The organism is Rhodococcus koreensis (genome assembly GCF_017068375.1).
In the GTDB taxonomy this organism is placed as follows: Bacteria; Actinomycetota; Actinomycetes; order Mycobacteriales; family Mycobacteriaceae; genus Rhodococcus_F; species Rhodococcus_F koreensis.
The window spans coordinates 540,280-562,326 of record NZ_CP070609.1; the positions used below are offsets into that span (position 1 = coordinate 540,280).

At 65.5% G+C, this 22,047-nt stretch carries 22 protein-coding genes and 3 pseudogenes; 13 read left to right on the plus strand and 12 right to left on the minus strand.

Going from position 1 to position 22,047, the window contains the following annotated elements; all coding sequences use genetic code 11:
* The first annotated feature begins 97 nt into the window (after nt 1–97).
* On the plus strand, nt 98–997 hold the full coding sequence (locus JWS14_RS02405; RefSeq protein WP_206012410.1) for a helix-turn-helix transcriptional regulator: 900 nt from the start codon (nt 98–100) through the stop codon (nt 995–997).
* Between the two features lie 68 nt (nt 998–1,065).
* Here the strand turns inward: JWS14_RS02405 and JWS14_RS02410 are convergent, their stop codons facing one another.
* On the minus strand, nt 1,066–1,893 hold the full coding sequence (locus tag JWS14_RS02410) for an LLM class flavin-dependent oxidoreductase (RefSeq protein WP_206012411.1): 828 nt from the start codon (nt 1,891–1,893) through the stop codon (nt 1,066–1,068).
* Between the two features lie 173 nt (nt 1,894–2,066).
* Here JWS14_RS02410 and JWS14_RS02415 point away from each other — a divergent pair, with 173 nt between their 5' ends.
* Both JWS14_RS02415 and JWS14_RS02420 read left to right on the plus strand, forming a co-directional pair.
* Nucleotides 2,067–2,768, plus strand: a complete 702-nt coding sequence (locus JWS14_RS02415; protein WP_072943288.1) for an MspA family porin — start codon at nt 2,067–2,069, stop codon at nt 2,766–2,768.
* Nucleotides 2,769–3,047: 279 nt separating this feature from the next.
* Nucleotides 3,048–3,209 (plus strand): hypothetical protein, encoded by a 162-nt coding sequence (locus JWS14_RS02420; protein ID WP_170063575.1) that lies wholly within the window; start codon nt 3,048–3,050, stop codon nt 3,207–3,209.
* Here the strand turns inward: JWS14_RS02420 and JWS14_RS02425 are convergent.
* Both JWS14_RS02425 and JWS14_RS02430 read right to left on the minus strand, forming a co-directional pair.
* Nucleotides 3,191–3,628, minus strand: a complete 438-nt coding sequence (locus JWS14_RS02425; protein ID WP_072943351.1) for a carboxymuconolactone decarboxylase family protein — start codon at nt 3,626–3,628, stop codon at nt 3,191–3,193. The genes JWS14_RS02420 and JWS14_RS02425 overlap by 19 nt on opposite strands.
* Nucleotides 3,629–3,660: 32 nt before the next feature.
* Nucleotides 3,661–4,299, minus strand: a complete 639-nt coding sequence (locus JWS14_RS02430; protein ID WP_206012412.1) for an HD domain-containing protein — start codon at nt 4,297–4,299, stop codon at nt 3,661–3,663.
* A gap of 130 nt (nt 4,300–4,429) precedes the next feature.
* Between JWS14_RS02430 and JWS14_RS02435 the strand changes: the two genes are divergently transcribed.
* Nucleotides 4,430–5,410: a GlxA family transcriptional regulator gene (locus tag JWS14_RS02435; protein WP_241031231.1), complete on the plus strand. Its 981-nt coding sequence runs from the start codon at nt 4,430–4,432 to the stop codon at nt 5,408–5,410.
* Between the two features lie 48 nt (nt 5,411–5,458).
* Here JWS14_RS02435 and JWS14_RS02440 read toward each other — a convergent pair whose 3' ends face one another.
* Complete coding sequence (locus JWS14_RS02440; protein WP_206012413.1) at nt 5,459–6,109, minus strand: TetR/AcrR family transcriptional regulator; 651 nt, start codon at nt 6,107–6,109, stop codon at nt 5,459–5,461.
* Nucleotides 6,110–6,297: 188 nt separating this feature from the next.
* On the opposite strand from JWS14_RS02440, the gene JWS14_RS02445 reads away from it, so the two are divergent.
* Both JWS14_RS02445 and JWS14_RS02450 read left to right on the plus strand, forming a co-directional pair.
* The gene (locus JWS14_RS02445) at nt 6,298–6,810 is read left to right on the plus strand and encodes a DUF4863 family protein (protein ID WP_072943282.1); all 513 of its coding nucleotides are present in this window, start codon (nt 6,298–6,300) and stop codon (nt 6,808–6,810) included.
* Nucleotides 6,811–6,833: 23 nt separating this feature from the next.
* Nucleotides 6,834–7,583 (plus strand): nitroreductase, encoded by a 750-nt coding sequence (locus JWS14_RS02450; RefSeq protein ID WP_083395868.1) that lies wholly within the window; start codon nt 6,834–6,836, stop codon nt 7,581–7,583.
* A 51-nt stretch (nt 7,584–7,634) separates the two neighbouring features.
* Here JWS14_RS02450 and JWS14_RS02455 read toward each other — a convergent pair whose 3' ends face one another.
* Nucleotides 7,635–8,147, minus strand: a complete 513-nt coding sequence (locus tag JWS14_RS02455) for a DoxX family protein (RefSeq protein WP_072943280.1) — start codon at nt 8,145–8,147, stop codon at nt 7,635–7,637.
* Between the two features lie 530 nt (nt 8,148–8,677).
* On the opposite strand from JWS14_RS02455, the gene JWS14_RS02460 reads away from it, so the two are divergent.
* The 4 genes and pseudogenes from JWS14_RS02460 (at nt 8,678) to JWS14_RS02475 (ending at nt 12,761) form a co-directional block, all read left to right on the plus strand.
* Nucleotides 8,678–9,931 (plus strand): MFS transporter, encoded by a 1,254-nt coding sequence (locus JWS14_RS02460; protein ID WP_338051130.1) that lies wholly within the window; start codon nt 8,678–8,680, stop codon nt 9,929–9,931.
* Between the two features lie 164 nt (nt 9,932–10,095).
* Nucleotides 10,096–10,476: a hypothetical protein gene (locus tag JWS14_RS02465; RefSeq protein WP_095863975.1), complete on the plus strand. Its 381-nt coding sequence runs from the start codon at nt 10,096–10,098 to the stop codon at nt 10,474–10,476.
* A gap of 169 nt (nt 10,477–10,645) precedes the next feature.
* A complete protein-coding gene (locus JWS14_RS02470) occupies nt 10,646–12,121 on the plus strand; it encodes an MFS transporter (protein WP_072943277.1) in 1,476 nt (491 codons plus the stop codon).
* Nucleotides 12,122–12,129: 8 nt separating this feature from the next.
* Nucleotides 12,130–12,761 (plus strand): annotated as a pseudogene (locus JWS14_RS02475) (TetR/AcrR family transcriptional regulator).
* Nucleotides 12,762–12,783: 22 nt separating this feature from the next.
* Here JWS14_RS02475 and JWS14_RS02480 read toward each other — a convergent pair.
* The 6 genes from JWS14_RS02480 to JWS14_RS02505 form a co-directional block, all read right to left on the minus strand.
* Nucleotides 12,784–14,085 carry an alpha/beta hydrolase family protein gene (locus JWS14_RS02480; RefSeq protein ID WP_206012415.1) on the minus strand — a complete coding sequence of 434 codons (1,302 nt, stop codon included), beginning with the start codon at nt 14,083–14,085 and terminating at the stop codon, nt 12,784–12,786.
* Between the two features lie 122 nt (nt 14,086–14,207).
* Nucleotides 14,208–14,693 carry an SRPBCC family protein gene (locus JWS14_RS02485; RefSeq protein ID WP_072943271.1) on the minus strand — a complete coding sequence of 162 codons (486 nt, stop codon included), beginning with the start codon at nt 14,691–14,693 and terminating at the stop codon, nt 14,208–14,210.
* 3 nt (nt 14,694–14,696) lie between these two features.
* Entirely contained in the window at nt 14,697–15,038 is a 342-nt protein-coding gene (locus JWS14_RS02490; protein WP_072943269.1) for an ArsR/SmtB family transcription factor, read from the minus strand.
* Nucleotides 15,039–15,431: 393 nt separating this feature from the next.
* Nucleotides 15,432–15,710: a hypothetical protein gene (locus JWS14_RS02495; RefSeq protein WP_206012416.1), complete on the minus strand. Its 279-nt coding sequence runs from the start codon at nt 15,708–15,710 to the stop codon at nt 15,432–15,434.
* A gap of 170 nt (nt 15,711–15,880) precedes the next feature.
* Nucleotides 15,881–16,021, minus strand: a complete 141-nt coding sequence (locus JWS14_RS02500; RefSeq protein ID WP_167372227.1) for a hypothetical protein — start codon at nt 16,019–16,021, stop codon at nt 15,881–15,883.
* A 539-nt stretch (nt 16,022–16,560) separates the two neighbouring features.
* Nucleotides 16,561–17,583 carry a helix-turn-helix transcriptional regulator gene (locus JWS14_RS02505; RefSeq protein ID WP_095864048.1) on the minus strand — a complete coding sequence of 341 codons (1,023 nt, stop codon included), beginning with the start codon at nt 17,581–17,583 and terminating at the stop codon, nt 16,561–16,563.
* Between the two features lie 202 nt (nt 17,584–17,785).
* On the opposite strand from JWS14_RS02505, the gene JWS14_RS49865 reads away from it, so the two are divergent.
* The 3 genes and pseudogenes from JWS14_RS49865 to JWS14_RS02525 all read left to right on the plus strand — a co-directional run.
* A complete protein-coding gene (locus JWS14_RS49865) occupies nt 17,786–20,491 on the plus strand; it encodes a bifunctional 3-(3-hydroxy-phenyl)propionate/3-hydroxycinnamic acid hydroxylase (protein ID WP_241031233.1) in 2,706 nt (901 codons plus the stop codon).
* Nucleotides 20,481–20,886, plus strand: a pseudogene (locus JWS14_RS02520) (iron-containing alcohol dehydrogenase); the annotation flags it as partial. The gene JWS14_RS49865 and the pseudogene JWS14_RS02520, both read left to right, overlap by 11 nt.
* Nucleotides 20,880–21,386, plus strand: a pseudogene (locus JWS14_RS02525) (dioxygenase family protein); the annotation flags it as partial. The pseudogenes JWS14_RS02520 and JWS14_RS02525, both read left to right, overlap by 7 nt.
* On the opposite strand, the gene JWS14_RS49870 reads toward JWS14_RS02525, so the two are convergent.
* Nucleotides 21,383–22,003, minus strand: a complete 621-nt coding sequence (locus JWS14_RS49870; RefSeq protein ID WP_338051131.1) for an Lsr2 family DNA-binding protein — start codon at nt 22,001–22,003, stop codon at nt 21,383–21,385. The pseudogene JWS14_RS02525 and the gene JWS14_RS49870 sit on opposite strands and share 4 nt — an antisense overlap.
* Nucleotides 22,004–22,047: the final 44 nt, after the last annotated feature.

Below are 22,047 nucleotides of genomic sequence, written 5' to 3' on the forward strand. Positions count from 1 at the left end.
TCCAGTCGACCTCTATTCGGGTCGTCCGGGGAGTCACGGACGTTCCGGGTACTGCCAGTACCTCCCACACCCAGCGGTTACTACCTACCGTGGACTCATGAGCTCGATCGACCTGCGCACCGAAATCCGCGAATTCCTCAGCACGCGGCGCGCACGCATCACCCCCGAGCAGAGCGGACTCCCCGTCTACGGAGGTAACCGCCGAGTCAAAGGCCTGCGCCGCGAAGAGGTAGCCATGCTCGCCGGTGTCTCGGTCGACTACTACGTCCGCATGGAACGCGGCAACCTATCCGGTGCTTCCGACAGCGTTCTGGATTCCCTCGCCGGCGCCCTGCAACTCGACGACGCCGAACGCGACCACCTCCTCGCCCTCGCCCGCCAATCGCGAGTAAGCAGCACCCGTCGCCCCCGCACCCAGTCGATGACGGTTCGCCCGGCGATCCAGCAAATACTCGACGCCACCACCGACGCACCTGCGTGGATCCGCAACGGCCGCCACGACATCCTCGCGATGAACGACCTCGCCCGGGCCCTGTACTCCCCCGTGCTCGCAGACCCTCGCCGTCCGGCCAACACCACCCGATTCGTCTACCTCCATCCCCGGCAAGCCGAAGTGTTCTTCGTCGACTACGACACGATCGCCAAGGACGCCGCCGCCATGCTCCGACTCGAAGCGGGTCGCAACCCCCACGACAAAGCGCTCATCGCTCTGGTCGGGGAACTGTCCACCCAGAGCGAACTGTTCCGGCAACGCTGGGCATCACAAGACGTGCGCTTCCACCGCAGCGGTCGAAAACGACTGCGCCACCCTGCCGTCGGTCAACTCGACCTCGATTTCGAAGCACTCGATCTGCCCTCCGAACCGGGCCTCCAACTCAACATCTACACCGCCGCCGCCGGCACACCCACCGCCGACGCCCTCAAGCTCCTCGCGTCCTGGGCCGCCAGCCAGGAAGTACTCGACACCGAGCAAGACACTTCACACCGTCCCCGGTGACCCCGAAACACCGGGTGACGATCGCCGACATCGACACACGCGCATCGAAGACCCCCTGCCCAAGGTCTCTACCGACCCGGGACGCGAGGTGGGCCGGCCCGCAGACGGTCCCGCATCTGCCCGGCGCGCCCACCGAACGGGTACATACTCTCCAGCCACCACGTCGCACCTGCCCCCACCCACTCCGATACCGCGGCAACATCATCGGGACCGGATGTCGAGCCACTGGCCACGTATGCGAAATCGTCCGCCCGCCCGATCGCGACCCGGATCGCACGGAGGTCATCGGTGGTGACCAGCCCCGTTTCGTCGTCGGCCTTGCGGGGAACGACGCCGTCGAAGCGAGCCGCCCGATCGAACGGCGCCCGGTTCGGCCAGTGACCTCCGACCCAGATCGGGATCGCGCCGTTCACTGGCGTCGGGAGCATCGGCGGACAATGCACGTGGTAATACGTGCCGTCGAAGTCGACCGGCCCACGAGTGAACAATGCCGTCAGGACGGCCAACGACTCGTCGAGGACCTCACCGCGAGCAGTCAGCCGCTCCCCGAAGACCTCGAAGTCGTAGTCGGCGCCCAAACCAACACCCAGGAGCGCGCGTCCACCCGAGAGGTGGTCGACGGTGAGGACCTGACGAGCCACGATCTGCGGCCGACGACGCGCGAGCGGCGTCACCACCGTCCCCAGCAACACGTGCGAGGTCGCGGTCGCCGCGGCGGCCAGGCACGTCCACGCGTCAGCGATGGGCGGCGTGCCACCCCAGGCAGGGTTCCACGTCACGTGATCCCACAGGAAGAAGCCATCCCAGCCCGCCTCATCGGCCTCGGCGGCCATCTCGACAACCGTCAACGGGTCTGACCACTCCATGAACGGTGGCAGCGTCACTCCATAACGCATGAAGTCAACCTACCGAGACGATGCTCCAATCGCACGGGCCGCCGAGCGTGCAGCCCTCGGACGCAGGAACTTCGTCGTGAACTTCTGATCAATACCGAGATTCTGTGCGCCCCCGTGGCTACGCTTCGCATATTTCTTCACTTCTGATTTGAAGCACTCTGAATGGGGTCGGCATGACGGACATCAGCACATCTCGCGTTGGGTACAAGAGCTTCACTCGCGCTGTCGCGGTCGCGGGCATCGCAGCGCTCGCTATGGTCATGGGCAATGGCACGGCGTCGGCCGGCGTGGACAATTCCAGCTCGGTCGTCGACGCCGCCGGTAACCGGATCGAGGTCTTGCAGGGCGACACCTCGTACCAGGTGGTACCGCCACTCGACGGCGTGCCCACCAGCGTGGAGTTCTTCCACAACGGCTATGCCGGGGTCAACATCACCGGACCGGACGCGGCGTCCTTCGAGGGCACACAACTCACCGTCGGTTACCAGATCGGTTACCCGATCGCGTTGGCAGGCGCAACGATCGTCCTGAACACACCCGGTCTCGGGTTTGCTATCGGCTCGAGCAACGGCATCGATCTCGGGCTCGTCCCGGACCTCACGCTGGGGCTGAACGCGGGCACCAGCGCAACACTCGCCGGCGACATCATTCCGTCGCAGGAACTCGACATCGACCTCGAGCCGGGCGGAATCACCACCGTCCCGATCCTGGAGGGCCAGGAGTTCGACGGACCGGCGGCCTCGGTGAGGATGCAGGGAGTTCATGGCTCCATCTCCGGCGCTCTCGGTGCGGTCACGATCCGTCCGTACGCCATGGCAGTCACCGCGGACGGTGACACGGTCATGACTTACGGTGTGCCGCAGAAGCTCAACTAAAGTCCACCGGCACAAACGACGATGTGCAGGCCGACGCGACCCAGTCGCGTCGGCCTGTCGTTGCGCGGACAGTCCGCACAGTGCATTACTGAGACATGTTCGGAAAGAACAGAATTCGTCGCTGTTCGGCCGCTGAATGCGAGTAACATTCAGTGTGTGCTGCAAGTTCGATGCAACCGATCCAGCGGCATGTCGGCCCCCGCTCACTGCCCCAAAAGCGGTGGCGGGGGCGCGTCGCGCGTACTGCCCCTAACCGTATCGGTAGTGCATCATGCCGTGATGGCCGCCCCCATGGGTGATGACCGCGACGGCGACCAGGATGCACAGGATCACGAAGAGGAGCAGCAGACCCGTGAAGATCCACAACGAGAGTTGCCCGAGCCGACGAACACCGACCCGTCGCCGGACAGTATCGTGCGACTCTACGGCGCAACCGGGTAGTGGCTGCTGACCGCGACCCGGTTCCAGGCGTTCATCACCGTCGCGAGCCAGCTGATCGCGGACACCTGCTCGTCAGTGAGCGAGCCGTCATCCCAGGTGCGCCGTTCCGGAACGGCGAGAGCGGTGACCTGTTCGGCGAGAGCGAGCGCGGCACGCTCCTGGTCGCTGAAGTACTGCGCCTCCCACCACGCCGCGACGACCGCGAGTCGATCGGTCGTCTCTCCCTTGGCCAGGGCGTCGCGGGTGTGCATGCGAAGGCAGAAGGCACAGCCGTTGAGTTGGGAGACGCGAATCTTCACCAACTCCACCAGGAGCGGGTCCACTCCCGCCGTTTCCAGGGCAGCCTTCACATCCGCGTCCAGCTTCATCAGACTCTTGTATACGGACGGGTGTTGCTTGCTGAGATTCACGCCGGTCATGATGTTCCCTTCGAGTAGGCGGTGCGTGCCGGTCATGCAGACCAGGCCGAGTCCATGATCCGCTCCACCATGCTCACGCGGCGGAAACCCGGGACGAAATGTTCGAGCACGTCGGCATTGACGGTGCCGTAAGTCGTGTCCGGCCGGTAACTGAGCCCGTCGACGAAGGCACGCAGAAACTCGTTCTTGAAATCGCCGCGCGGATGAACAGCGGTGATCTCCTCCACCTGCCCCGGATCCAGACCGTCCAGACCCAACCCGACCACATCGGTGAGGACACCGAAGTTGGTGGCAGCGACCTCATCCCCCATCCGGCCCGGAATCCCCGGCGTGGTGTGCAACGCGATCGCCGTCCAGACCACCTCGGCAGCAGCACCCGAGAATCCCCGCTCGAGCAGGAACTGGCGAGCGTGATCGGCTCCGTCGAGCTCGAACCGCTGCTCGACATCCGAGAACGGACGCAGCAGACCCGTGTCATGAAACAGCGCAGACAGGTACAGCAGCTCCGGGTCCGGCCGCAGGCCGAGCTCACGGCCTCGGAGCGTGCTGAAGAGGAACACCCGCCGCGAGTGATGGAAGATCAGCGGGTTCGTCGTCTCCCGGATGAGGCGTGTCGCCTCCGCCGCCGCCGGCGTCTCGGGAATTTCCACTCCTGCGATGATCTCGGACATGGGCCCTGCCCTTCCAGATGTCGATGTTGTAGAACGGACGGTGTGCCCGTCCCCTTACGATGCCGAACATCCCGGGCCGGCGCCGCCCAGACCCGGCCATGAAGCACCCGAATCCGGACAGGCGGTAAGCGTGGACACCAGCCCCCACCCGCATCGGGTCGCGATCCTCGTCTACGACGGCGTGAAACTGCTCGACGTCGCCGGCCCCGCCGAGGTGTTCGCTGAAGCGAATCGCTGCGGCGCCGACTACCGGATCGTGCTGCTGTCACCGACCGGCGCCGACGTGGCGTCGTCGATCGGCATCCACCTCTCCGTCGACGGCGACGCCGAATCGGAACCCGCCCCCGGCACCTTCCTCGTCGCCGGCGGCGACATCTACCCCCGAACCGCCATCGCCCGCGACCTGATCGACGCCACGAACACTCTCGCCACGCGAGCCGCCCGGGTCGGGTCCATCTGCACCGGGGCGTTCGTCCTCGCCGCGGCCGGACTGCTGGACGGCAAACGCGCCACAACACACTGGAAAGTCGCACACCAACTCGCGGCCCGGCACCCCACGACGCACGTCGAACCCGATTCGATCTACGTTCGCGACGGCACCACCTACACCTCCGCCGGTGTCAGCGCCGGCATCGACCTGGCACTGGCACTGGTCGAGGAAGACCACGGCCCCGAGCTGACCCGCGACGTAGCCCGACACCTGGTGGTCTACCTGCAGCGCGCCGGCGGACAATCACAATTCTCCGCCCCACTCCAGGGCCCGCCACCACGAACACCGGCCCTGCGCCGCATCGTGGACCTGGTGACAGCGGACCCCGCCGGGAACCACTCCCTCACCGAACTCGCCACACACCTCAACGTCAGTGCCCGACACCTCACACGCCTGTTCCGAACCGAACTGTCCACCACCCCGGCCCGCTACGTCGAACTGATCCGCTTCGACCTGGCAAAGGCCCTCCTCGACCAGGGACACAACGCAACACAGGCAGCATCACTCGCCGGATTCCCCAGTTACGAAAGTCTCCGACGAGTCTTCGTGCGAGAGCTGTCGATGTCACCGACCGTCTACCAACGCCGCTTCGGCACCGCACACCGCGCCGACGCGGAGTAACTCGACGCAGGCGTGAGGTGGTTGCAGCCGGGCACGGGACTGTCGTGGCTACGTTTGCACGACCGCAATTCCCGGCCACAGGGTCGCCGCAACCTTCTCGGCCAGATCCTCGCGATCGCTGTCACCTCGGAGAAAGGCGGCGTAATAGCTGCCGAAGCAGATGGTGGCCAGGGTGTGGGTGTCGATGTCCTCGCGTACTTCGCCGCGACTTTGGAGATCGTCGAGCACGCGTTCGACCAGATCTACCCGTGGTTCCACTGCGTGTTCGCGCACGATCTCGAGCAGTTCGGGCGTGCGGAAGGCCTCGCCCATGAAGTTGCCCATGAGAATCATGGCGTCCGGATTGAAGTAGCACGGGTCGACCCGCCGGATGGCCTCGGTGAAGGCTTCGAACGGTCGCAATTTCGCGAGTTCCAGGTTCGGGTAGGTCGCACGTTGCGCGCGGAAGCCGAAGTCGAGGGCGTCGACGACGAGTTCGAACTTTCCCGGCCACCGCCGGTAGAGAGTGGGGCGGGTGACGCCTGCATCGGATGCGATGTCGCCCAACGTCATTCTCGAGTACCCGTCGACGACCAACCGTCGCCGAGTCGCCTGGATGATGGCGTCGTCAAGGGATGGATTGCGGGGCCGGCCCCCGCGGGCGGCGGCCTCTGCGTCGGCACCCTCCTGCGAATCCGTGCCGACTCCCTTTTCCGCCATGACCACCCCTTCGCTCGTTCCGTTACGGTCGATAATCGTAACCGAGCCTGCCCCCCGCTTCGGGATCGCGCTGTCATCTCGATCGAGCCGCCGTTCGCAGTTACGTTACACCTCTTGACTGTAACTTAACTGCGTCATAGTCTGGCTGTAGCCACAGACGTGGCGGAAGTCTCATCCAGGAGCGCGTCATGAATCCCAGTCAGGCCCTGATCGATCGCAGCATCCCGTTTCTCGACGAGGTCAAGAACCGGACCGCGGGCGGAGAGTTGGAGGGGTGGCTCAACACCAACTACGGGCCCGGGACGGAGTTGTACGACGACCTGGCTCGGATGATCACCGAAGGCGTCGACGACGGGTGGGCGGCGAATGTGGAGCTCGACGGACCGAGGTATCGCCGCAGCCGAATCGCATCGCCGAGCGAGGAACTCCACTATTTCAGCGTCACCGCGGTCTACATGAACAGCATTTCCCGGTACCGGGGCCAGTACCACCAGCATCCGTATGGCGAACTCAACCTGGTAGTGCCCCTTGATCCCGGCGCCGAGTTGGCCGGTCCGCGCGGATGGTGCGGCGCAGGCTGGACCGCACCCGGGCCGGGGAGCCACCACTACCCCGAGGTCCGAGGCGGTGCCCTGATCGCTCTGTTCTACCTACCGGCTGGGCGGATCTCCTACGACATCACGCCCGCCGCCACCGTCTGATCAATGAAAGGGGCGCATGCTCCATGAGTGATGTGACCACCACCGCCCCGCGAACGTCCCGCGCCGTACGCCGTGCGATCGAACACATGACAGTCGAGCAGGCGTTACTGAGCAGGCGAAGTGTTCGCGCCTTCCTGCCGACACCGGTACCCCGCGACGACATCGAACACTTACTCGAGTTGGCCGCACGGTCGGCCAGCAATTCGAACTGCCAGCCGTGGCAGGTTCATGTCGTAACCGGCTCAGTGAAGACGCGCCTGACATCAGAACTTCTCGCCGCCCACGACTGCGAGGACCGTGTAAGTACGCGGGAGTACAACTACCAGCCCAAGCCGAACGAATGGGCGGAGCCGTTTCGTACTCGTCGACGTCGATTCGGTGAGAGCCTGTACGGCAACGCCTTAGGCATCGCGGCAACCGACTCGGCAGCCAGGCTGGCCCACCATCGCCGCAATTACGACTTCTTCGGCGCTCCCGTCGGAATCATCCTGACGGTCAGTCGGAATCCGCTCGACGGTGCGCTCGTAGATGCAGGCCTCTTCCTGCAGGCATTGATGCTCGCTGCCCGCGGCGCCGGGCTCGACACTTGCCCTCAGGCATCGTTCATCGACTTCTACCCGGTTTTGCGCCGGCACCTCGACATCCCCGACGACCAGCTGATCGTCTGTGGACTTGCACTGGGTTACGCAGACAACGAACACCGGCTCAGCCGGCACCACACTCCCCGAGAAGCCGTCGCCTCATTCACCACCTTCTACGAAGACTCCCCATAGGACGGTGGCCCCCACGCGTTTCGCGTGGGGGCCACAACCGGTTTCACATTCCTATGCGCCCACCGTGACCTTCGAGGGCCGATAGAACAGCGCCAATTGTCCTACTCCGCCGAGAATTCCCGCACCGGCCGCAATGACGAGACCGGCCCATCCATCGACTGGATTGCCACCGAACACCCACTGCTCGAGACTGACTCGTCCTGCACCGAGCACCGCAACACACACCGCCGATACCGCTATGACAAAAGTGTATTCCCAACCTGAGCCCATGACATAGAAGCCCTTGGTGCGGTGCACCGTCCACGCGGCAACCAGCATCAGCGCCACCACCACTGCCGCCGCAGCGGTGGTGAAAAGGCCCGCCGCCAGGCCGAGACCCGCGACGATCTCCGTCCCGGCAGCCACCCGAGCATGCAGCATGCCTGGACGCATACCCAAGCTTTCGAACCACTTGGCGTTACCTGAAATTCGGCCACCGAGAAAGATCTTGTGGCATCCATGAGCAGCCATTGTCAGGCCGAGTGTGACGCGCAGCAGCAGCATGGCGAGATCGAACGAGTTCATCGCTGCAACCTCCCAGCGACCGGCCCCACAGAGACGGCTTCGACTTCTCCGATCACCCGTGTCGACGACAGACGATGTACCACGCGAATCGCCTCTGCGACCGCATCTTCCGTGCTCAATGATTTCTCCTTCGGGATGTTGGGTAGATCGGCCGCGGCGGCATCGAGTGCCCCGCACCGAGTTCACGCCGATCTCCAGCGGTCGAAGCCTAGATTCACGTATCGTTACAGTCAAGATGCGTAACGTAATTGGTGTTTCGTTACAGCTATTGACTGTAACGAAAGACGTCTCTATGGTTCTCATCACCGGCCCCGATCCACCGTCCGCACCCAGAACAGCTGACAACGCGTGACGAGGGCCTCTGAACCAACAATCAACTCAACTCGCACCTGAGCGAAAGTGAAGTCGCAATGGCCTCTGAACTCTCCAGTTCGCATGCATCCGTCACCGGGGTCCGCGTCGGTGAACTCATCGACGGGCGGCCCGTGGGCCGCTTCCACTACCTCCTCCTCGCTCTCGCAGGCGCAGTCATGTTTCTCGACGGCTTCGACACCCAGTCGATCAGCTTCGCGGCCCCGGCCATCGCACGCGAGTGGGGGCTGCCCGTTTCCTCCCTCGGGCCAATCTTTTCCGCGGCCATCGTCGGCCTCATGGTCGGCTACCTGTGCCTGGCACCGCTCGCTCATCGATCCGGACAGCGACGCGCGGTCATCGTCTGCACCGCGATGTTCGGTATTTTGACTCTGCTGTGCGCATTCGCAGAATCGCCGCTTCAATTGATCGCACTGCGATTCCTCACAGGGGCTGGACTCGGCGCTACCATTCCCAGTCTCGTCGGAATTGTCAGTGAGTTCACACCGGCACGGCGACGCTCGTCCTTCGTGATGTTCATCTATTGCTGGTACGCCTTAGGATTCGTCGCAGCCGGGGTCGTCTCCGGATTCGTCATTCCGCTGTGGGGATGGCGCGCGATGTTCATCGTCGGGGGCACCGTACCTTTGGTGCTGTTGATGTTCTTGCTGCGTTACTTTCCGGAGTCCCCCCGATACCTGCTCCTACGCGGCGCCGGCGATCGCGCAAATGCCACCCTGCGCCGGCTCGATCCCGCCTTGCCCTCCAACGCCATCGTCCTGACAGACGCAACAGACAACAGCCACCCCGCGGGAAAAGGGAAAGCCTCGATGATTCTCGACTTCGTACGAGGTCGGTGGTTGCTGAACACCCTTCTGCTCTGGCTTGCCTTCGGCGCGAATCTGGCGGCGTTCTATGCCATCCAGAGCTGGCTTCCGACAATCGTCGGCTCTCTGGGTGAATCGTCACGCGTCGTCATCGCTTGCACTGTTCTCACTACTGTGGGTGGCATCGCCGCGGCCATGTTCATCGGCCCTGCCATGGACCGCACCAGTCCTTTTCGCACACTCGGAACGGTCTATCTCGTCGGCGCCGGATTCGTGGCCCTGCTCGGATGGGTGCTCGGCGGTGGCAGCACCGTGGCCCTTCTGGTCGCGGCGTTTCTCACGGGGACATGCGTCACCGGCGGTCAGATGAGCGTGATTGCCCTGGCGACAGTCCTCTATCCGACCGACATGCGCTCGACCGGAGTGGGGTGGGCACTCGGAATCGGCCGACTCGGCGGAATCGCCGCCCCTCTGATCGTCGGTGCCGCGCTGAGCGCCGGCATTGCGCCCCGCGAGGTCTTCTTCGCGATGGCGATTGTCCTCGTCGTCGCCGGCTTCTGCGTGCTGGCCCTCGAACGGCGCGTGCAGGCTGTTCGACAGCCGTAGCACCGAACCGCTGTCCTCCGAGGAACCACCCCGAGGGGTGGATTTCGACCCCGTACAGGGTGGCGGGATGACCACCCTGTCGGTGTTACCACCGGCCCGCTCCCGGAGCAGAGTTGGTGTCGTTCGCAAGACGCGGACTTCACCCACCAGGCAGGAGTAACACGATGACCTCGATCAAGACCCGCACCGCCGTCGCAGCCGCCGCAGGCGTCGCCGTAGGACTGGGGGTGTTGATGGCGCAAGGTGCCACCGCTGGCGCCGCACCCGCCGACGGGGTCGCTCCACACGCGGTTTCCCCGTACACCGTCCAGGTACGAGACCGCATCGGATGCGCCGACGCCTGGCCCATGGTCTCCTGCGACGCCCCCGACGAGGACCGGCCCCCGCAGGTCACCTTGGTCGAGCCCGGCACCACGCTGACCCAGCCGGGCGGCACCGACCTCTTCGGATCCTCGAGCGCCCAGTTCCACCCGGCGAACTACCCCCTCGAGCCCGACGACGGCGTGATCTCCCACCCGCTCGATCCCGACATGCCCTGGATGTGAACCCAACATCGCGGAGTGGTGGGCGAGGGCAGCTGGGAAAGTCTGGCCGGCCATGAATCCACCTCGTCGGACGCAAAGGTCCCAACTGACCGGGATCACGCACACGCATCGCGTCGAATGATAGATTCCCGATATGCGGAGTGAACGCTCCGCTTTGTTGGGAGTATTCATGAAAACCGCTTCGCCGCGGACGCACTATCAATTGACATTTGCCGTTCTCACTATCGGTGTCGGCGCCTTTGCCCTTCTGCAGTCGCTGGTGATTCCGGTGCTGCCGACCCTCGAGTCGGCGCTGGGCACGACTCAGGCCGACGTCACGTGGGTGTTGACCGCCTACCTGTTGTCGGCGTCGATCTCCACCCCGGTCATGGGACGCCTCGGCGACATGCACGGGAAGAAGCGCGTGTTCGTCGTTGCACTCACCGCACTGGCGGTGGGGTCCCTGCTCGCCGCCCTCGCCACGTCCCTGCCGGTGATGATCGCGGCTCGGGTGATCCAGGGCATCGGTGGCGGTGTGCTGCCTTTGGCGTTCGGCATCATCCGCGACGAGTTCCCCGAGGAGAAGGTGGCGGGAGCAGTCGGCATCATCGCCGCACTCACCGCTGTCGGTGCAGGTCTCGGCATCGTCCTCGCCGGTCCCATCGTGACGGTGCTGAGTTACCACTGGCTGTTCTGGATTCCGCTGATCATGGTCGTCCTCGCGGGGGTGGCCGCGCACATCCTGATCCCCGACTCCCCCGTGCACACTGCCGGCAAGATCAACTGGCTCACCGCGCTGCTGCTGTCCGGGTGGCTGGTCGCGCTACTACTCGGTGTGAGTCAGGCGCCCACGTGGGGTTGGGGCTCACCGATCGTCGTCGGGCTTCTGGTGGCCGCCGCGGTCGTCGTCGTGACGTGGGTGGTCGCCGAAGCGCGATCCGCCAACCCGCTGATCGACATGCGGATGATGCGGGTCCGCAGCGTCTGGGCGGCCAACCTGCTGGCTCTGCTGATGGGCGTCGGCATGTATGCCGCATTCGGCTTCCTGCCGCAGTTCCTGCAGACACCCACGTCCGCCGGATACGGCTTCGGCGCTTCGGTCACCGAGTCGGGTCTGATGCTGCTGCCCCTGAGTGTGGGAATGTTCCTGCTCGGACTCGCCTCCGGCCGCCTGGCGGCTCGACTGGGTTCGAAAGTCCTGCTCATCGCAGGGTCGATCGTGGGTGCGATCGGCTACTTCGTGGTGGCGTTCGCGCATGACACCGAGATCGACATCTACCTCGCCACGTCATTGATCGGGATCGGCTTCGGACTGGCCTTCTCGGCGATGTCGAATGTCGTCGTCGCAGCGGTACCACCCGAACAGACCGGTGTCGCCAGCGGTATGAACGCGAACATCCGCACGATCGGCGGCTCTGTGGGCGCTGCACTCATGGCCAGCATTGTCACCGCGGGGGCGTCGTCCGCGGGAGTTCCGCCGGAATCCGGTTACACCCATGGATTCGTCATGCTGGGCACAGCAGTGGGCCTCGGCGCCGTTGCGGCCATGTTCATCCCGGCGATGAAGCGGGACAAGACCACGCGTCTCGAGGAGTCGGCCGCACTGCGGCACCCGGAACTCGCGATGGTCGCGGGAGGCACTCTGGTGGGCGACGAATCCGAATGAAGTCCGACATGAGGATTCGGGGAAGCGAAAGGGCGCTGCGCCGCGACGCCGCGGAGAATCGGCAGCGGCTACTCGACGCGGCAGCGACCGTGTTCAGCGAGCGCGGCCTGGATGTGGGAGTCGACGAGATCGCCCGGGTCGCCGGCGTCGGAATCGGCACCCTCTACCGCCGGTTCCCCACCAAGGATGCATTGGTCAGTGAGCTCGTTCGCCAGGTATACGACGACTTCCTGGCCCTTGCCGACGAAGCCCTGTCCGCGCCGGACGGCGAAGGCCTCGAGCAGGTTCTGTATGGTACCGGTGCCATCCTGGCGTCGAACCGAGGATGTTTGTCCCGTATGTGGAACGACGACGAGACCACGATTCTGCGGGACGAGTACCGACGGATCCTGTTCGAACTCCTGGCGCGAGCCAAGCAACACGGGCGCATCCGCGAGGATGCCGCCGACGCCGACCTGGATCTCATCTTCTGGTCCGTGCGCGGCGTCGTCGCGACAACCCGCGGCGTCACCGACACAGGGTGGCGCCGGACCATGGCGACATGATCGCGGGACTGCGGCCCGGCGCGGACACCCTCGACGAGAGCCCGATGAGCGCCCAGCACGTCGCACAGATCATCGACAACCTGTCGGCCCGATAGCGTACGGCGGATCCCTACTGCTTCAAGCACGCCGCAGGTGGCCGGCGGTCCAGTCGGCCACCAGCGACAGCACCTCCGGATCCACGGCGTCGCGCACGAGTCGCCGATAGGCGCGCAGCGACGGCGGGGCCGTGTCACGTCGGATCAGATGCGTCAGGTCCGGAACCCGGACGGTGTCGACCTGGCCGGGCACGAGTTCGGCGATCGCCGTGAGATCAGCCGGGTCCACCTGCACGTCCTTGGCTCCGGTGATCGCAAGGACCGGCGCGGGGTTCTCCCGCAACAGCGGTTTCGGGTCGAAGTCGAGAAACTCTCGGAACCAGCGCGCATTCACCCGGCGACCACCCATCCGCGCGGTGTCGGTGGTGCTCCGGGACAGCTTCTCGAGCGCCGCGCGTTGCCTTTCCTTCACATCGATGCGCAGTGCCCGCAGGACCGCCCGCACCGGAGCGGGCAGGCCGTCGACGGCCTTGCCCGACTGCCATTGCAGCACCTGCCGCCCCGTCACCGCCGGACACGCGAGAAGCACCACTGCCGCCGGGTCGACCCCCCGATCTGCTCCCAGCGCCACTGCGAGGCAGGCGCCCTCGCTGTGCCCGATGACCGCGATCGAATTGCGTCCGAATCCCCCTGTCGTGCCCAACCAGTCGACGGCGGCAGCGGCGTCCGCGATGTTGTCCGACAGGCCAGCCGACAGGTAGTTGCCGCCCGAGTGCGCGACCCCGCGCTTGTCGTATCGCAGCGAGGCGACACCTTTCTCAGCCAACGCGTCCGCGAGGGCACGGCTCACACCGATCGGGAGCTTTGCGTGGTCGCCGTCGCGATCGAGTCGGCCGGACCCGGTGAGGATCACCGCCGCCGGCCCGCCCTCGGCACCCGCCGGAACCGTCACAGTGCCGGTCAGTACGGTGCCGTCGCCGGACCGGAACCTCACCTCGCGTTCGGATACTCCCACTCGTTCGACATCGAGCACGTCGCGGATCTGCGCCGCGACGCGAACGGCATCGGGCACGGTCACGATCAGTTCGTCGAACTCCGCTCCCGAGCCCCGTCCGAGGGTGCGCACGCGAATCGCCGGGACACCCGACCGCGCCGCGACGAAGGAGCGCACTCCCCTGCCGCGCCAGGTCCCGATGCACAGACGCCGCGGAATTCCCAGACCCGGTGCCCGCACACCCCGGATGTTCGCGAACGGGTCGGCGATCACCTCGGCGCCTCGAATCAGCGGCATGGGGACGGCGACGTCGCCGTGCAATCCGGCGAATTGTTCGAACCTGGACAATGCGAGACGTACCTCGCTCGCGCTCACGCTGATCTCGGCCATCGGACGCCCTCCCGTCGGTGCTGCCCCATGACGATCTCATCACTGTGTGACCGCATCCCGCATCGGATTGGAGGCGCCGCCTCGCACACGGACGGCGAGGCGGCGACAGTGAACCGGTACGCTCAACCCCTGATGAGATCGTCGATCTGGCCGATCGCCTGCGAGGAACCCTCGACTACGCCCATGTCGAGCACCTGCTGGAGACCTTCGGCGGTCGCATAGGTACTGACGTAGGTGGCAACGGTGCTGCCGCCTTTGTCCTCGAAGGAGAACTCGTTGGTGGACACCGGCATCGATTCGATCGGAGTGTAATCCGCATCGGCGAATCCGTCGGTGAAGGTGAAGCCGGTCGGTTCGTCGACGGAGACGATGTTCCAGTAGCCCGCATGCTTGTCACCCTCGGGGCCGGTCATGTAGTACGTGACCCGACCGCCGGGGGCGAACTCGTGGTCGACGACCGTCGCCGGGTACGTCGGCGGGCCCCAGATCTTCTCGAGCTGGCGGGGATCGGCATAGATCTGCCAGATCCGTGCTCGGGGTGCGGCGAACTCGGCGGTGATGGTCAGGGTCAATGCATCGGTGTCCTGGCTGACATTGGTGACAGGCATCGTTCATTCCTTCCATTGCGGTTCCGTTGCGATCAGTTCGTCGATGCGGGCGATCCGTCCACGCCAAACCTGTTCCAACTCGGCGAGCATGGACGACACCGCGCGCACTGCTTCCACATCGCCCGTGGCGAGTTGTTCACGGCCGCTGCGTCGTTTGACGAGTAAGCCGGACTTCTGGAGGACGGCGACGTGCTTCTGGACGGCAGCGAAACTCATATCGTACTTCGCTGCCAGTGCCGAGACGGAATGTTCTCCGGCCAGCACGCGACGCATGATGTCGCGCCGCGTTCGGTCGGAAAGCGCGTGGAACAGGGCATCGGCCCGGTCCTCATCTGTCTCTGACACACCCAAAACATACAACCAATCGGTTGTATGTGCAAGACCGAAACTCCCCCGATCCCCGAAGGAGCCCATCGCCCGACACGGAAATACCTGTGTGGCATAGATCACACCTCTGCGATGCGGCCCGCCGGTGGATCTACCATTTCCTCGCGACGGTACACACCCAGTGCACCGCGCCGATGCACTCTTCGCCCGCCAAATCCATACCGGCCGAGGGTGATTGAAGCAGTCCGTTGCGCTGCGATCCACCGACCGCACGAGCGCGGCGGGGACCGAAGCGGTGTCTTTCCATACGTCACGGCGAGGCCCGGTCAGAGCGGAAATCCACTCCGACCGGGCCGCTTCGGTTCACCCGACCGATCACCGCATTCACAGACGGATCGGCGCCCGCCGTCCTCACCCGACGCAGATCAGCACACCCACGACCACCACCGCGACCAGCGAGGCGCCGCCGCAGATCAGCCACGCCTGGGTGGCGAGTTGCCGCCACTGATTGCACCGGCCGGTCATTTCCGCGACCGCGACCGATCGCCCCTCATTCGCATCGGACGCAGGTGGCCCCGACAGACGGCGGGCCTTCGCATCCGCACGTGCCGCCACACCGAACGACACGGGAACCACCAGCAGCGCAACCACCAGCAGGCCCACCATCGCGCCCAAACCCGTCCCGAACATTCTCAATTCCTTCCACACCACACGACGCCCGCCACAGGTGCCGCACGTCTGTCACCGCCCACCCGCACCCACGGGCACAACCAATCCCCGTCAGCTATATCGCCACACGGCCGCCCGATGTTGCACCCTCGGACCGCCGGAACTAGCGAAGGACAAGAGTCACCGCCGGCCTACACGCCCGGCACCGGGAAATTCCACATCGCCACGACGATCACGCCCATGACCAGTCCGGCGCACACGACGGTGCCAACGACACTGACACGCAACGCATCCAATAGATCGGCCCCCGATTTCTTGCTGATCCGTGCCATGACAAACTCTTTCTTTCACATGCAGGGGTTCTGACTGCCACGTCGGTGACGGTGCACCACATACACTCACCCGAGTTCGCCACCGGCACAACGGCCGATATACCTACACCCATACCCCTGTCGGGCCTCGAGAAGAGACAGCACCACAACTCGCTCCCGAACGTCGGACTTCTCCGCAGAATTACGTGTGTTTCATGTCACATGTTCGCGTTTCGCCTTGGTTGCCGGATAACGGACTTCGGAATTGCACCTACCGGTCGGTAATTCAGGCAGTCGGAAAACTATGCAATGGCATAGGTCACACTCTATGGACTTCCACGCTGCGTCTCACGAAAATCACTGATACGCCGCTCGTCACGACGTGCAGGCTGTCCGTGTAGCGCCCCTGCCAGCTGATTCCCATCGTTGGCGGGGGCTGCGCCTGGCTGCACCACGAACCCGCACAACTCCCACGTCGCCTCAGTGCGGACCGTACAGCCTTGCATTGCAGCACAATTCACCCCGGCATCACGAGAAGCCTACATCCACTGATCCACGCATCAATGGTGATTCGCTCGGAGCCTTGTGGCAGAGGGGGTTTCGCCGTACCGCCGCCGGTATGCGGCCGCAAATCGGGAAAGGTGAACGAAGCCCCACCGGTAGGCGATGTCTGTCACCGACCCCGTGTCCGGCCCGTTCGGTGCGAGAAGATCCTCCCGGACCCGGGCCAGTCGAAGCGACTCGAGATAGCGACTCGGTGACGTGCCCAGATCCTCCTGGAACGCGCGTTGCAGCGACCGCACGCTGACACCGACGTGCTGGGCGACGTCACCGATCGTCATCGACTCGGTGAGGTGTTGTTCGTAGTACTCCACGGCGCGGGCGAGTGCGCGGGGGGCGAGCCGAGGCTGATCGTGGTCGTGGAGGACTGCCGAGTAGGTGTGTGGCTGTGCGAGGAGTAGACCGGTGAGCAGCATGTCCTGCACGCTCGCAGCCGCGAGGGGGTGGGCGGTGAGTCCACTCTCCGCGTCGAGGTCGCGGATCACTACCTGCAGTGACGACATCCAGGTGGACAGTTGGGGCGTCGTCAGATCCACGGACAGATCGAAGATCACCGGCCCGGGAGCGGACCGTCCGATCAGGCACTCCAGTCGACGGTCGAGGGCGTGTTGTTCGATGCGCAGATGCATCTGCCGGTAGGACGCGTCCATCTGCATCCGGGCGCGCATCCTCGGCGACAGCAGTGCGGCGTGGGCAGGCCCGACGTGTGTGCGAGCGTCGTTGCAGGTGATCTGGTTGGTGCCCTCCACTGCGAGCATCAGGTCGTAGTAGTCGAGGTGTTCGAGGATGTCGACGTCGATACCGATGCCTTGTTCCAGATAGACCAGTTGCAGATCGCCGAGCGACGCCGCGCGCACCCGGCCCCGGAACGGCGCCGTGTCGACCGCGTCGATGCGACGGATGCGGTGTTCGCTGAGCAGGCTGGAGGCCTGGTGGCGGAACTCGTCGACGCTGGCGGTGGCGAGTGTGTCGTGGCGCGCCAGTGGGCCCGGCAACGCGGAGGCGTGTCCTGGATCGTGCATATCGAATTGGTGAATGCCCACGTCAACCTCGTCCGATCGAGCGCCCGGTCATCCCGATGGTATCCCCGGCGGGCACCGGGACCGCCGCCGGAAGTTCGTGGCGTGATGCGGCTACCTCTGGCGCGTTGCGGATAGCGACCTGGATCACACCCTCGTAGCTTCATCGCATCGGGCAGAAAGCCCCAGGTAGCAAGGAGTTGTGGTGTCTGCAGATTTCGATGTCGCGGTGGTCGGATACGGGCCGACCGGTCTTGTGCTCTCGTCGCTTCTCGGTCGCGCGGGCCACCGAGTGGTGGTGTTCGAGCGGTGGCCGGATCTGTACGGTCTTCCGCGCCTGACTCACATCGACGGCGAGACCGCGCGGATCGTTCAGGCCGCCGGCGATATCGAGTTCGCGCTGCGTGATGCCTCCCCGAAACAGGTGTACGAATGGCGCGGATGCGACGGCGAATTGTTGCTCGAAGTGGACTGGTCCGGGCGGTCCAGTGGGTTCGAGGCCCATTACTCGATGTACCAGCCGGATATCGAGTCGGCGATCGATCAGCGCATCCGGTCGTACCCGAATGTCGAAGTCAACCAGGGAGTCGGTGTCGTCGCCGTCGAGCAGGAGCCCGACCAGGTGACGCTCGTGGTGCGGCCGTGGAAGCGGGACCGGGACGAGCAGTGGGCCAGCGGATCCGAGGACCGGACCGTGACAGCGCGGTATGTGGTGGGCGCGGACGGTGCCAACAGCTTCGTGCGCAACGCGCTGGGCGTCGAACGCTCGGATTTACACGTCGAGGACCGCTGGTTGAACATCGACACCGAGTGTCTCCGTCCGCTCGGCCCCGAGTTCGAGGTCACTCGGCAGTATTGCGATCCGGCGCACCCGAACATGTTCATGCCGATCGGACGCAGCCGACAGCGGTTCGAGGTCGCGGTGTTGCCGGGCGACGATCCCGAGAAGATGGAGTCCACGGAATTCGCGTGGTCGTGGTTCCGTGAGCGGCACGGCCTGGGACCGGACGACATCCGGATCTTGCGGCAGATCATCTACACCTTCTCTGCCCGCACCGCCGACAGGTGGCGCAGCGGCCGGGTACTGCTCGCCGGCGATGCCGCGCACACGATGCCGCCGTACATGGGCCAGGGCGCGTGCTCCGGGATGCGAGACGGGATCGCGCTGGCATGGAAATTGGATCTGGTCTTGTCCGGGCGTGCGGGCCACGGTCTGCTCGATACCTACGAGACCGAACGCCGTCCCCACGTCGAGGTCATCCAGCGGTGCGCGGTCGAACTCGGCCGGGTCGCGAATCTGAAGGATCCCGAGGCTGCGGCCGCCCGCGATGCCGCGTTCCGGCGCGGCGACATTCCGCCGATGCCACCGTTTCCCATCGTCACGACCGGGGTCATCGCCACCCGGGAGGACGGGACTCCGCAGTCGTTGGCAGGGACGTTGTCACCGCAAGGCGTCATCGCGGTCGGAGACCGAGTGGGCCGATTCGACGATGTATTCGGGTGGGGCTTCGTCGTTGTCACGACAACCGATCCCCGCGCGGTGCTCGATGCCGACCACCTGGCCTTCCTGAATTCGCTCGGCGCCGTCCTCGCAACCACCGAGCCGGGCAGCGCGCATTCGATCACCGACGTCGACGGGACCTACACCGACTACCTGGCCGCGCACGGAATCGAGGCGTTCCTCGCGCCCCGATTTCCATCTCTACGGCGCGGGAACGATGCACGAGCTTCCTGGACTCGTCGATGGCCTGCGTGCCGCGTTGGGAACTGTAGGAGTGCCGACCCGCCGACCCGAGGGAGCCGCACTGTGACCGACACCGTCATCGAGACAGGGCTCTCGGCGGAGAATGCGGCGCACCGTCGCGCGATGCCGGCGACCCGGTTGCTCGACGGCGGCATGCTCCACGCCGACGTCATCCTGCTCGAGCAGGCGATCGTCGCCGGTGACCGCTGGGATGTGGCCGCCGAGCGCCTGGGTGAGCACCGGTTGGAGTTGGCCGAGTGCGCGCTGGGGTCCGGACACGCGGTGACCGCCCGGCGCCAGTTCCGGGCCGCGGCCGCCGCCTTCGTATTCGCGCAGATGGCGATCAATTCGGACACCGACCGCAAACGGGAGCTGTACGACAGATTCGGCGCCGCAGTCGCCGCGGCAGCCGCGGTGGTTCCGTCGTCGATGAAGAAGGTCGAATTGCCCTACGCACGTAGCTCGTTGGTCGGCTGGCATGTCAAGCCGACAGGCACTCCGGTGGGCACGGTGGTGGTGTTCGGCGGCCAGAGCGGGTGGGGTGCGACGTACCTGCGCTATGCCGACGCGCTCGCCGAACGTGGAGTGGCGACCATACTGGCCGAGGGCCCCGGGCAGGGCGAGACGCGGCTGCGGCACCGAATCTACCTGGACGTCGACGTGGCCGCCGCGTACGGCCACTTCGTTCGCTACGCGACCGAGCAGTCCGGTGGCCCGGTCGGGGTGTGGGGCAACAGTGTCGGTGGACTGTTCGCGGCACTGACTGCCGCCCGCAATCCCGCCGTCCGCGCATGCTGTGTCAACGGTTCGTTCGCCGCGCCCCGGTTGCTCCCGTTCCGCGCCTTCACCGAGCAGGCCGCCGCCATGTTGGGCACCGCCGACGAGGCCGCGATCACCGCGAACTTCGCCCGCCTACGCTTCGACCCGGACAAGGAGTCGATCCGGTGCCCGCTGATGGTGCTGCACGGAGGCGCCGACCCCCTCGTGACCATGGAGGATCAGCAACCGTTCCTCGACGGAGCGACAGGCGGCGACGTGGTCCTGCGGGTGTGGCACGACGGTGAACACACCCTCTACAACCACGCCGACGAACGTAACGACGTCGTCGCCGACTGGTTCGCCGACCGGCTCTCACTGAGCGAAGAGAACACGCACCATGCGTTTTGAACACGAAACCTTGCCGCAGCGTGTCTGTTTCGCCACGGGTGAGGCGCGGGCGATGCTCGCCGGCGAGGTACCCCGGCTGGACGCGTCCCGGGTTATGGTGATCGCCTCGGCGGCCGAGGCCGGGCGCGCCGAACAGGTCGTCACCGACCTGCCGGTCGTGCATCGCCACGACAAGGTGGTGATGCACGTGCCGGTGGGGGTGGCCGAGCGGGCCCGGACAGCGGCCATTACGTCGACGTCGACGTCGACGTCGTGGTCTGCGTCGGTGGCGGGTCGGCCACCGGGCTCGCGAAAGCGGTGGCGTTGACCACGGGGCTGCCGATCGTGGCGGTCCCGACCACCTACGCCGGCTCGGAAGGACGAACGTGTGGGGGCTGACCGAGACATCGCGCAAGAGGCGACCGTGTTCGGTCCGTTCATCGTCGACGACGCACCCGAAATATCCTGCGGTGGTGACATCGCCGGCGGTGCGACCGGACAACCGTGCTGGATCGAGGGCAGCGTCACCGACACCGACGGCCGTCCCGTCCCCCACGCCCGCATCGAGGTGTGGGAATGCGACGAGGACGGCTACTACGACGTCCAGTACGACGATCACCGGATCGCCGGCCGGGCCCACCGGTATTCCGACGACAACGGAAGGTACCGATTCTGGGGGCTGACACCGGTCCCGCACGACGGTCCGGTCGGCCGGATGCTCGAGGCCACCGGCCGCTCCCCTGTGCGGGCAGCGCACCTGCACTTCATGGTCTCCGCACCGCACCAGCGGACGCTGGTCACCCACTTCGAGTAGCAACCCGCCGGCACACCCACCCCGGATGGACGCGAACTGAATGACCGTAGCTGGGCCAGAACCAATTTCGACATCGTGCTGGCTCCCGAGACTCGGGCCTAACGCTCGGGGTGCGCGTCGGTGTAGGCCTCCCAGACTTCGGCGCGTAGTCGTCCGCGGTCGGAGACGGGGAAGCCGTGTTCGCGGGCCCAGGCTCGAACCTCGGCAGTGGACGGTGAAGGCGCCGCAGCACTCCCCTCATCTGCGGTAGAAGCGTCGGCGACGGACGCGTCGGCGACGGACGCGTCGGCGACGGACGCGTCGGCGACGGACGCGTCGGCGACCGGTTCCTCGTCGTCGGTGTCGTCGTCTCTGTCGGTCTCCACGTCATCGGCGGGGAGATCGTCGACCTGGTCCACGGCGCCCACGGCCAGGTCTTGGGCGGTCCGGAGGATCTCGTCACCGCTGTGTGGGAGCAAACGGTCGATGTCGACGTCGCTCCGGGTGGTGCCTGCGGTCACGGCCGCCACCTTTACTGCGTCGAGGAGTTGACCACGCACCGATTCGTCGAGGGCGGCGAACTCGGGCGATGCCTCCAACAGCGTGGCAGCGTGGTCGACCATCTCCTGCGGGCTGCCGGCGAGGCGTCCGGCACCCGCCGCGGCAAGCTTCGTGTGGCGGGCTCGGCCCAGCCAATATCCCACGATCACCGCGATCGCGACCTGCATTCTGATCATCATCGTCGACTCCCACGGATGGACTTGACCGTGCGGCCTACTGAGGC

What these genes read in the sequence shown, in the direction of transcription:
- JWS14_RS02405 (WP_206012410.1), top strand. Translation starts at nt 98, where the DNA reads ATGAGCTCGATCGACCTGCGCACCGAAATCCGCGAATTCCTCAGCACG.
- JWS14_RS02410 (WP_206012411.1), bottom strand. Translation starts at nt 1,893, where the DNA reads ATGCGTTATGGAGTGACGCTGCCACCGTTCATGGAGTGGTCAGACCCG.
- JWS14_RS02415 (WP_072943288.1), top strand. Translation starts at nt 2,067, where the DNA reads ATGACGGACATCAGCACATCTCGCGTTGGGTACAAGAGCTTCACTCGC.
- JWS14_RS02420 (WP_170063575.1), top strand. Translation starts at nt 3,048, where the DNA reads ATGGCCGCCCCCATGGGTGATGACCGCGACGGCGACCAGGATGCACAG.
- JWS14_RS02425 (WP_072943351.1), bottom strand. Translation starts at nt 3,628, where the DNA reads ATGACCGGCGTGAATCTCAGCAAGCAACACCCGTCCGTATACAAGAGT.
- JWS14_RS02430 (WP_206012412.1), bottom strand. Translation starts at nt 4,299, where the DNA reads ATGTCCGAGATCATCGCAGGAGTGGAAATTCCCGAGACGCCGGCGGCG.
- JWS14_RS02440 (WP_206012413.1), bottom strand. Translation starts at nt 6,109, where the DNA reads ATGGCGGAAAAGGGAGTCGGCACGGATTCGCAGGAGGGTGCCGACGCA.
- JWS14_RS02445 (WP_072943282.1), top strand. Translation starts at nt 6,298, where the DNA reads ATGAATCCCAGTCAGGCCCTGATCGATCGCAGCATCCCGTTTCTCGAC.
- JWS14_RS02450 (WP_083395868.1), top strand. Translation starts at nt 6,834, where the DNA reads ATGAGTGATGTGACCACCACCGCCCCGCGAACGTCCCGCGCCGTACGC.
- JWS14_RS02455 (WP_072943280.1), bottom strand. Translation starts at nt 8,147, where the DNA reads ATGAACTCGTTCGATCTCGCCATGCTGCTGCTGCGCGTCACACTCGGC.
- JWS14_RS02460 (WP_338051130.1), top strand. Translation starts at nt 8,678, where the DNA reads ATGTTTCTCGACGGCTTCGACACCCAGTCGATCAGCTTCGCGGCCCCG.
- JWS14_RS02465 (WP_095863975.1), top strand. Translation starts at nt 10,096, where the DNA reads ATGACCTCGATCAAGACCCGCACCGCCGTCGCAGCCGCCGCAGGCGTC.
- JWS14_RS02470 (WP_072943277.1), top strand. Translation starts at nt 10,646, where the DNA reads ATGAAAACCGCTTCGCCGCGGACGCACTATCAATTGACATTTGCCGTT.
- JWS14_RS02480 (WP_206012415.1), bottom strand. Translation starts at nt 14,085, where the DNA reads ATGGCCGAGATCAGCGTGAGCGCGAGCGAGGTACGTCTCGCATTGTCC.
- JWS14_RS02485 (WP_072943271.1), bottom strand. Translation starts at nt 14,693, where the DNA reads ATGCCTGTCACCAATGTCAGCCAGGACACCGATGCATTGACCCTGACC.
- JWS14_RS02495 (WP_206012416.1), bottom strand. Translation starts at nt 15,710, where the DNA reads ATGTTCGGGACGGGTTTGGGCGCGATGGTGGGCCTGCTGGTGGTTGCG.
- JWS14_RS02500 (WP_167372227.1), bottom strand. Translation starts at nt 16,021, where the DNA reads ATGGCACGGATCAGCAAGAAATCGGGGGCCGATCTATTGGATGCGTTG.
- JWS14_RS02505 (WP_095864048.1), bottom strand. Translation starts at nt 17,583, where the DNA reads ATGCACGATCCAGGACACGCCTCCGCGTTGCCGGGCCCACTGGCGCGC.
- JWS14_RS49870 (WP_338051131.1), bottom strand. Translation starts at nt 22,003, where the DNA reads ATGATGATCAGAATGCAGGTCGCGATCGCGGTGATCGTGGGATATTGG.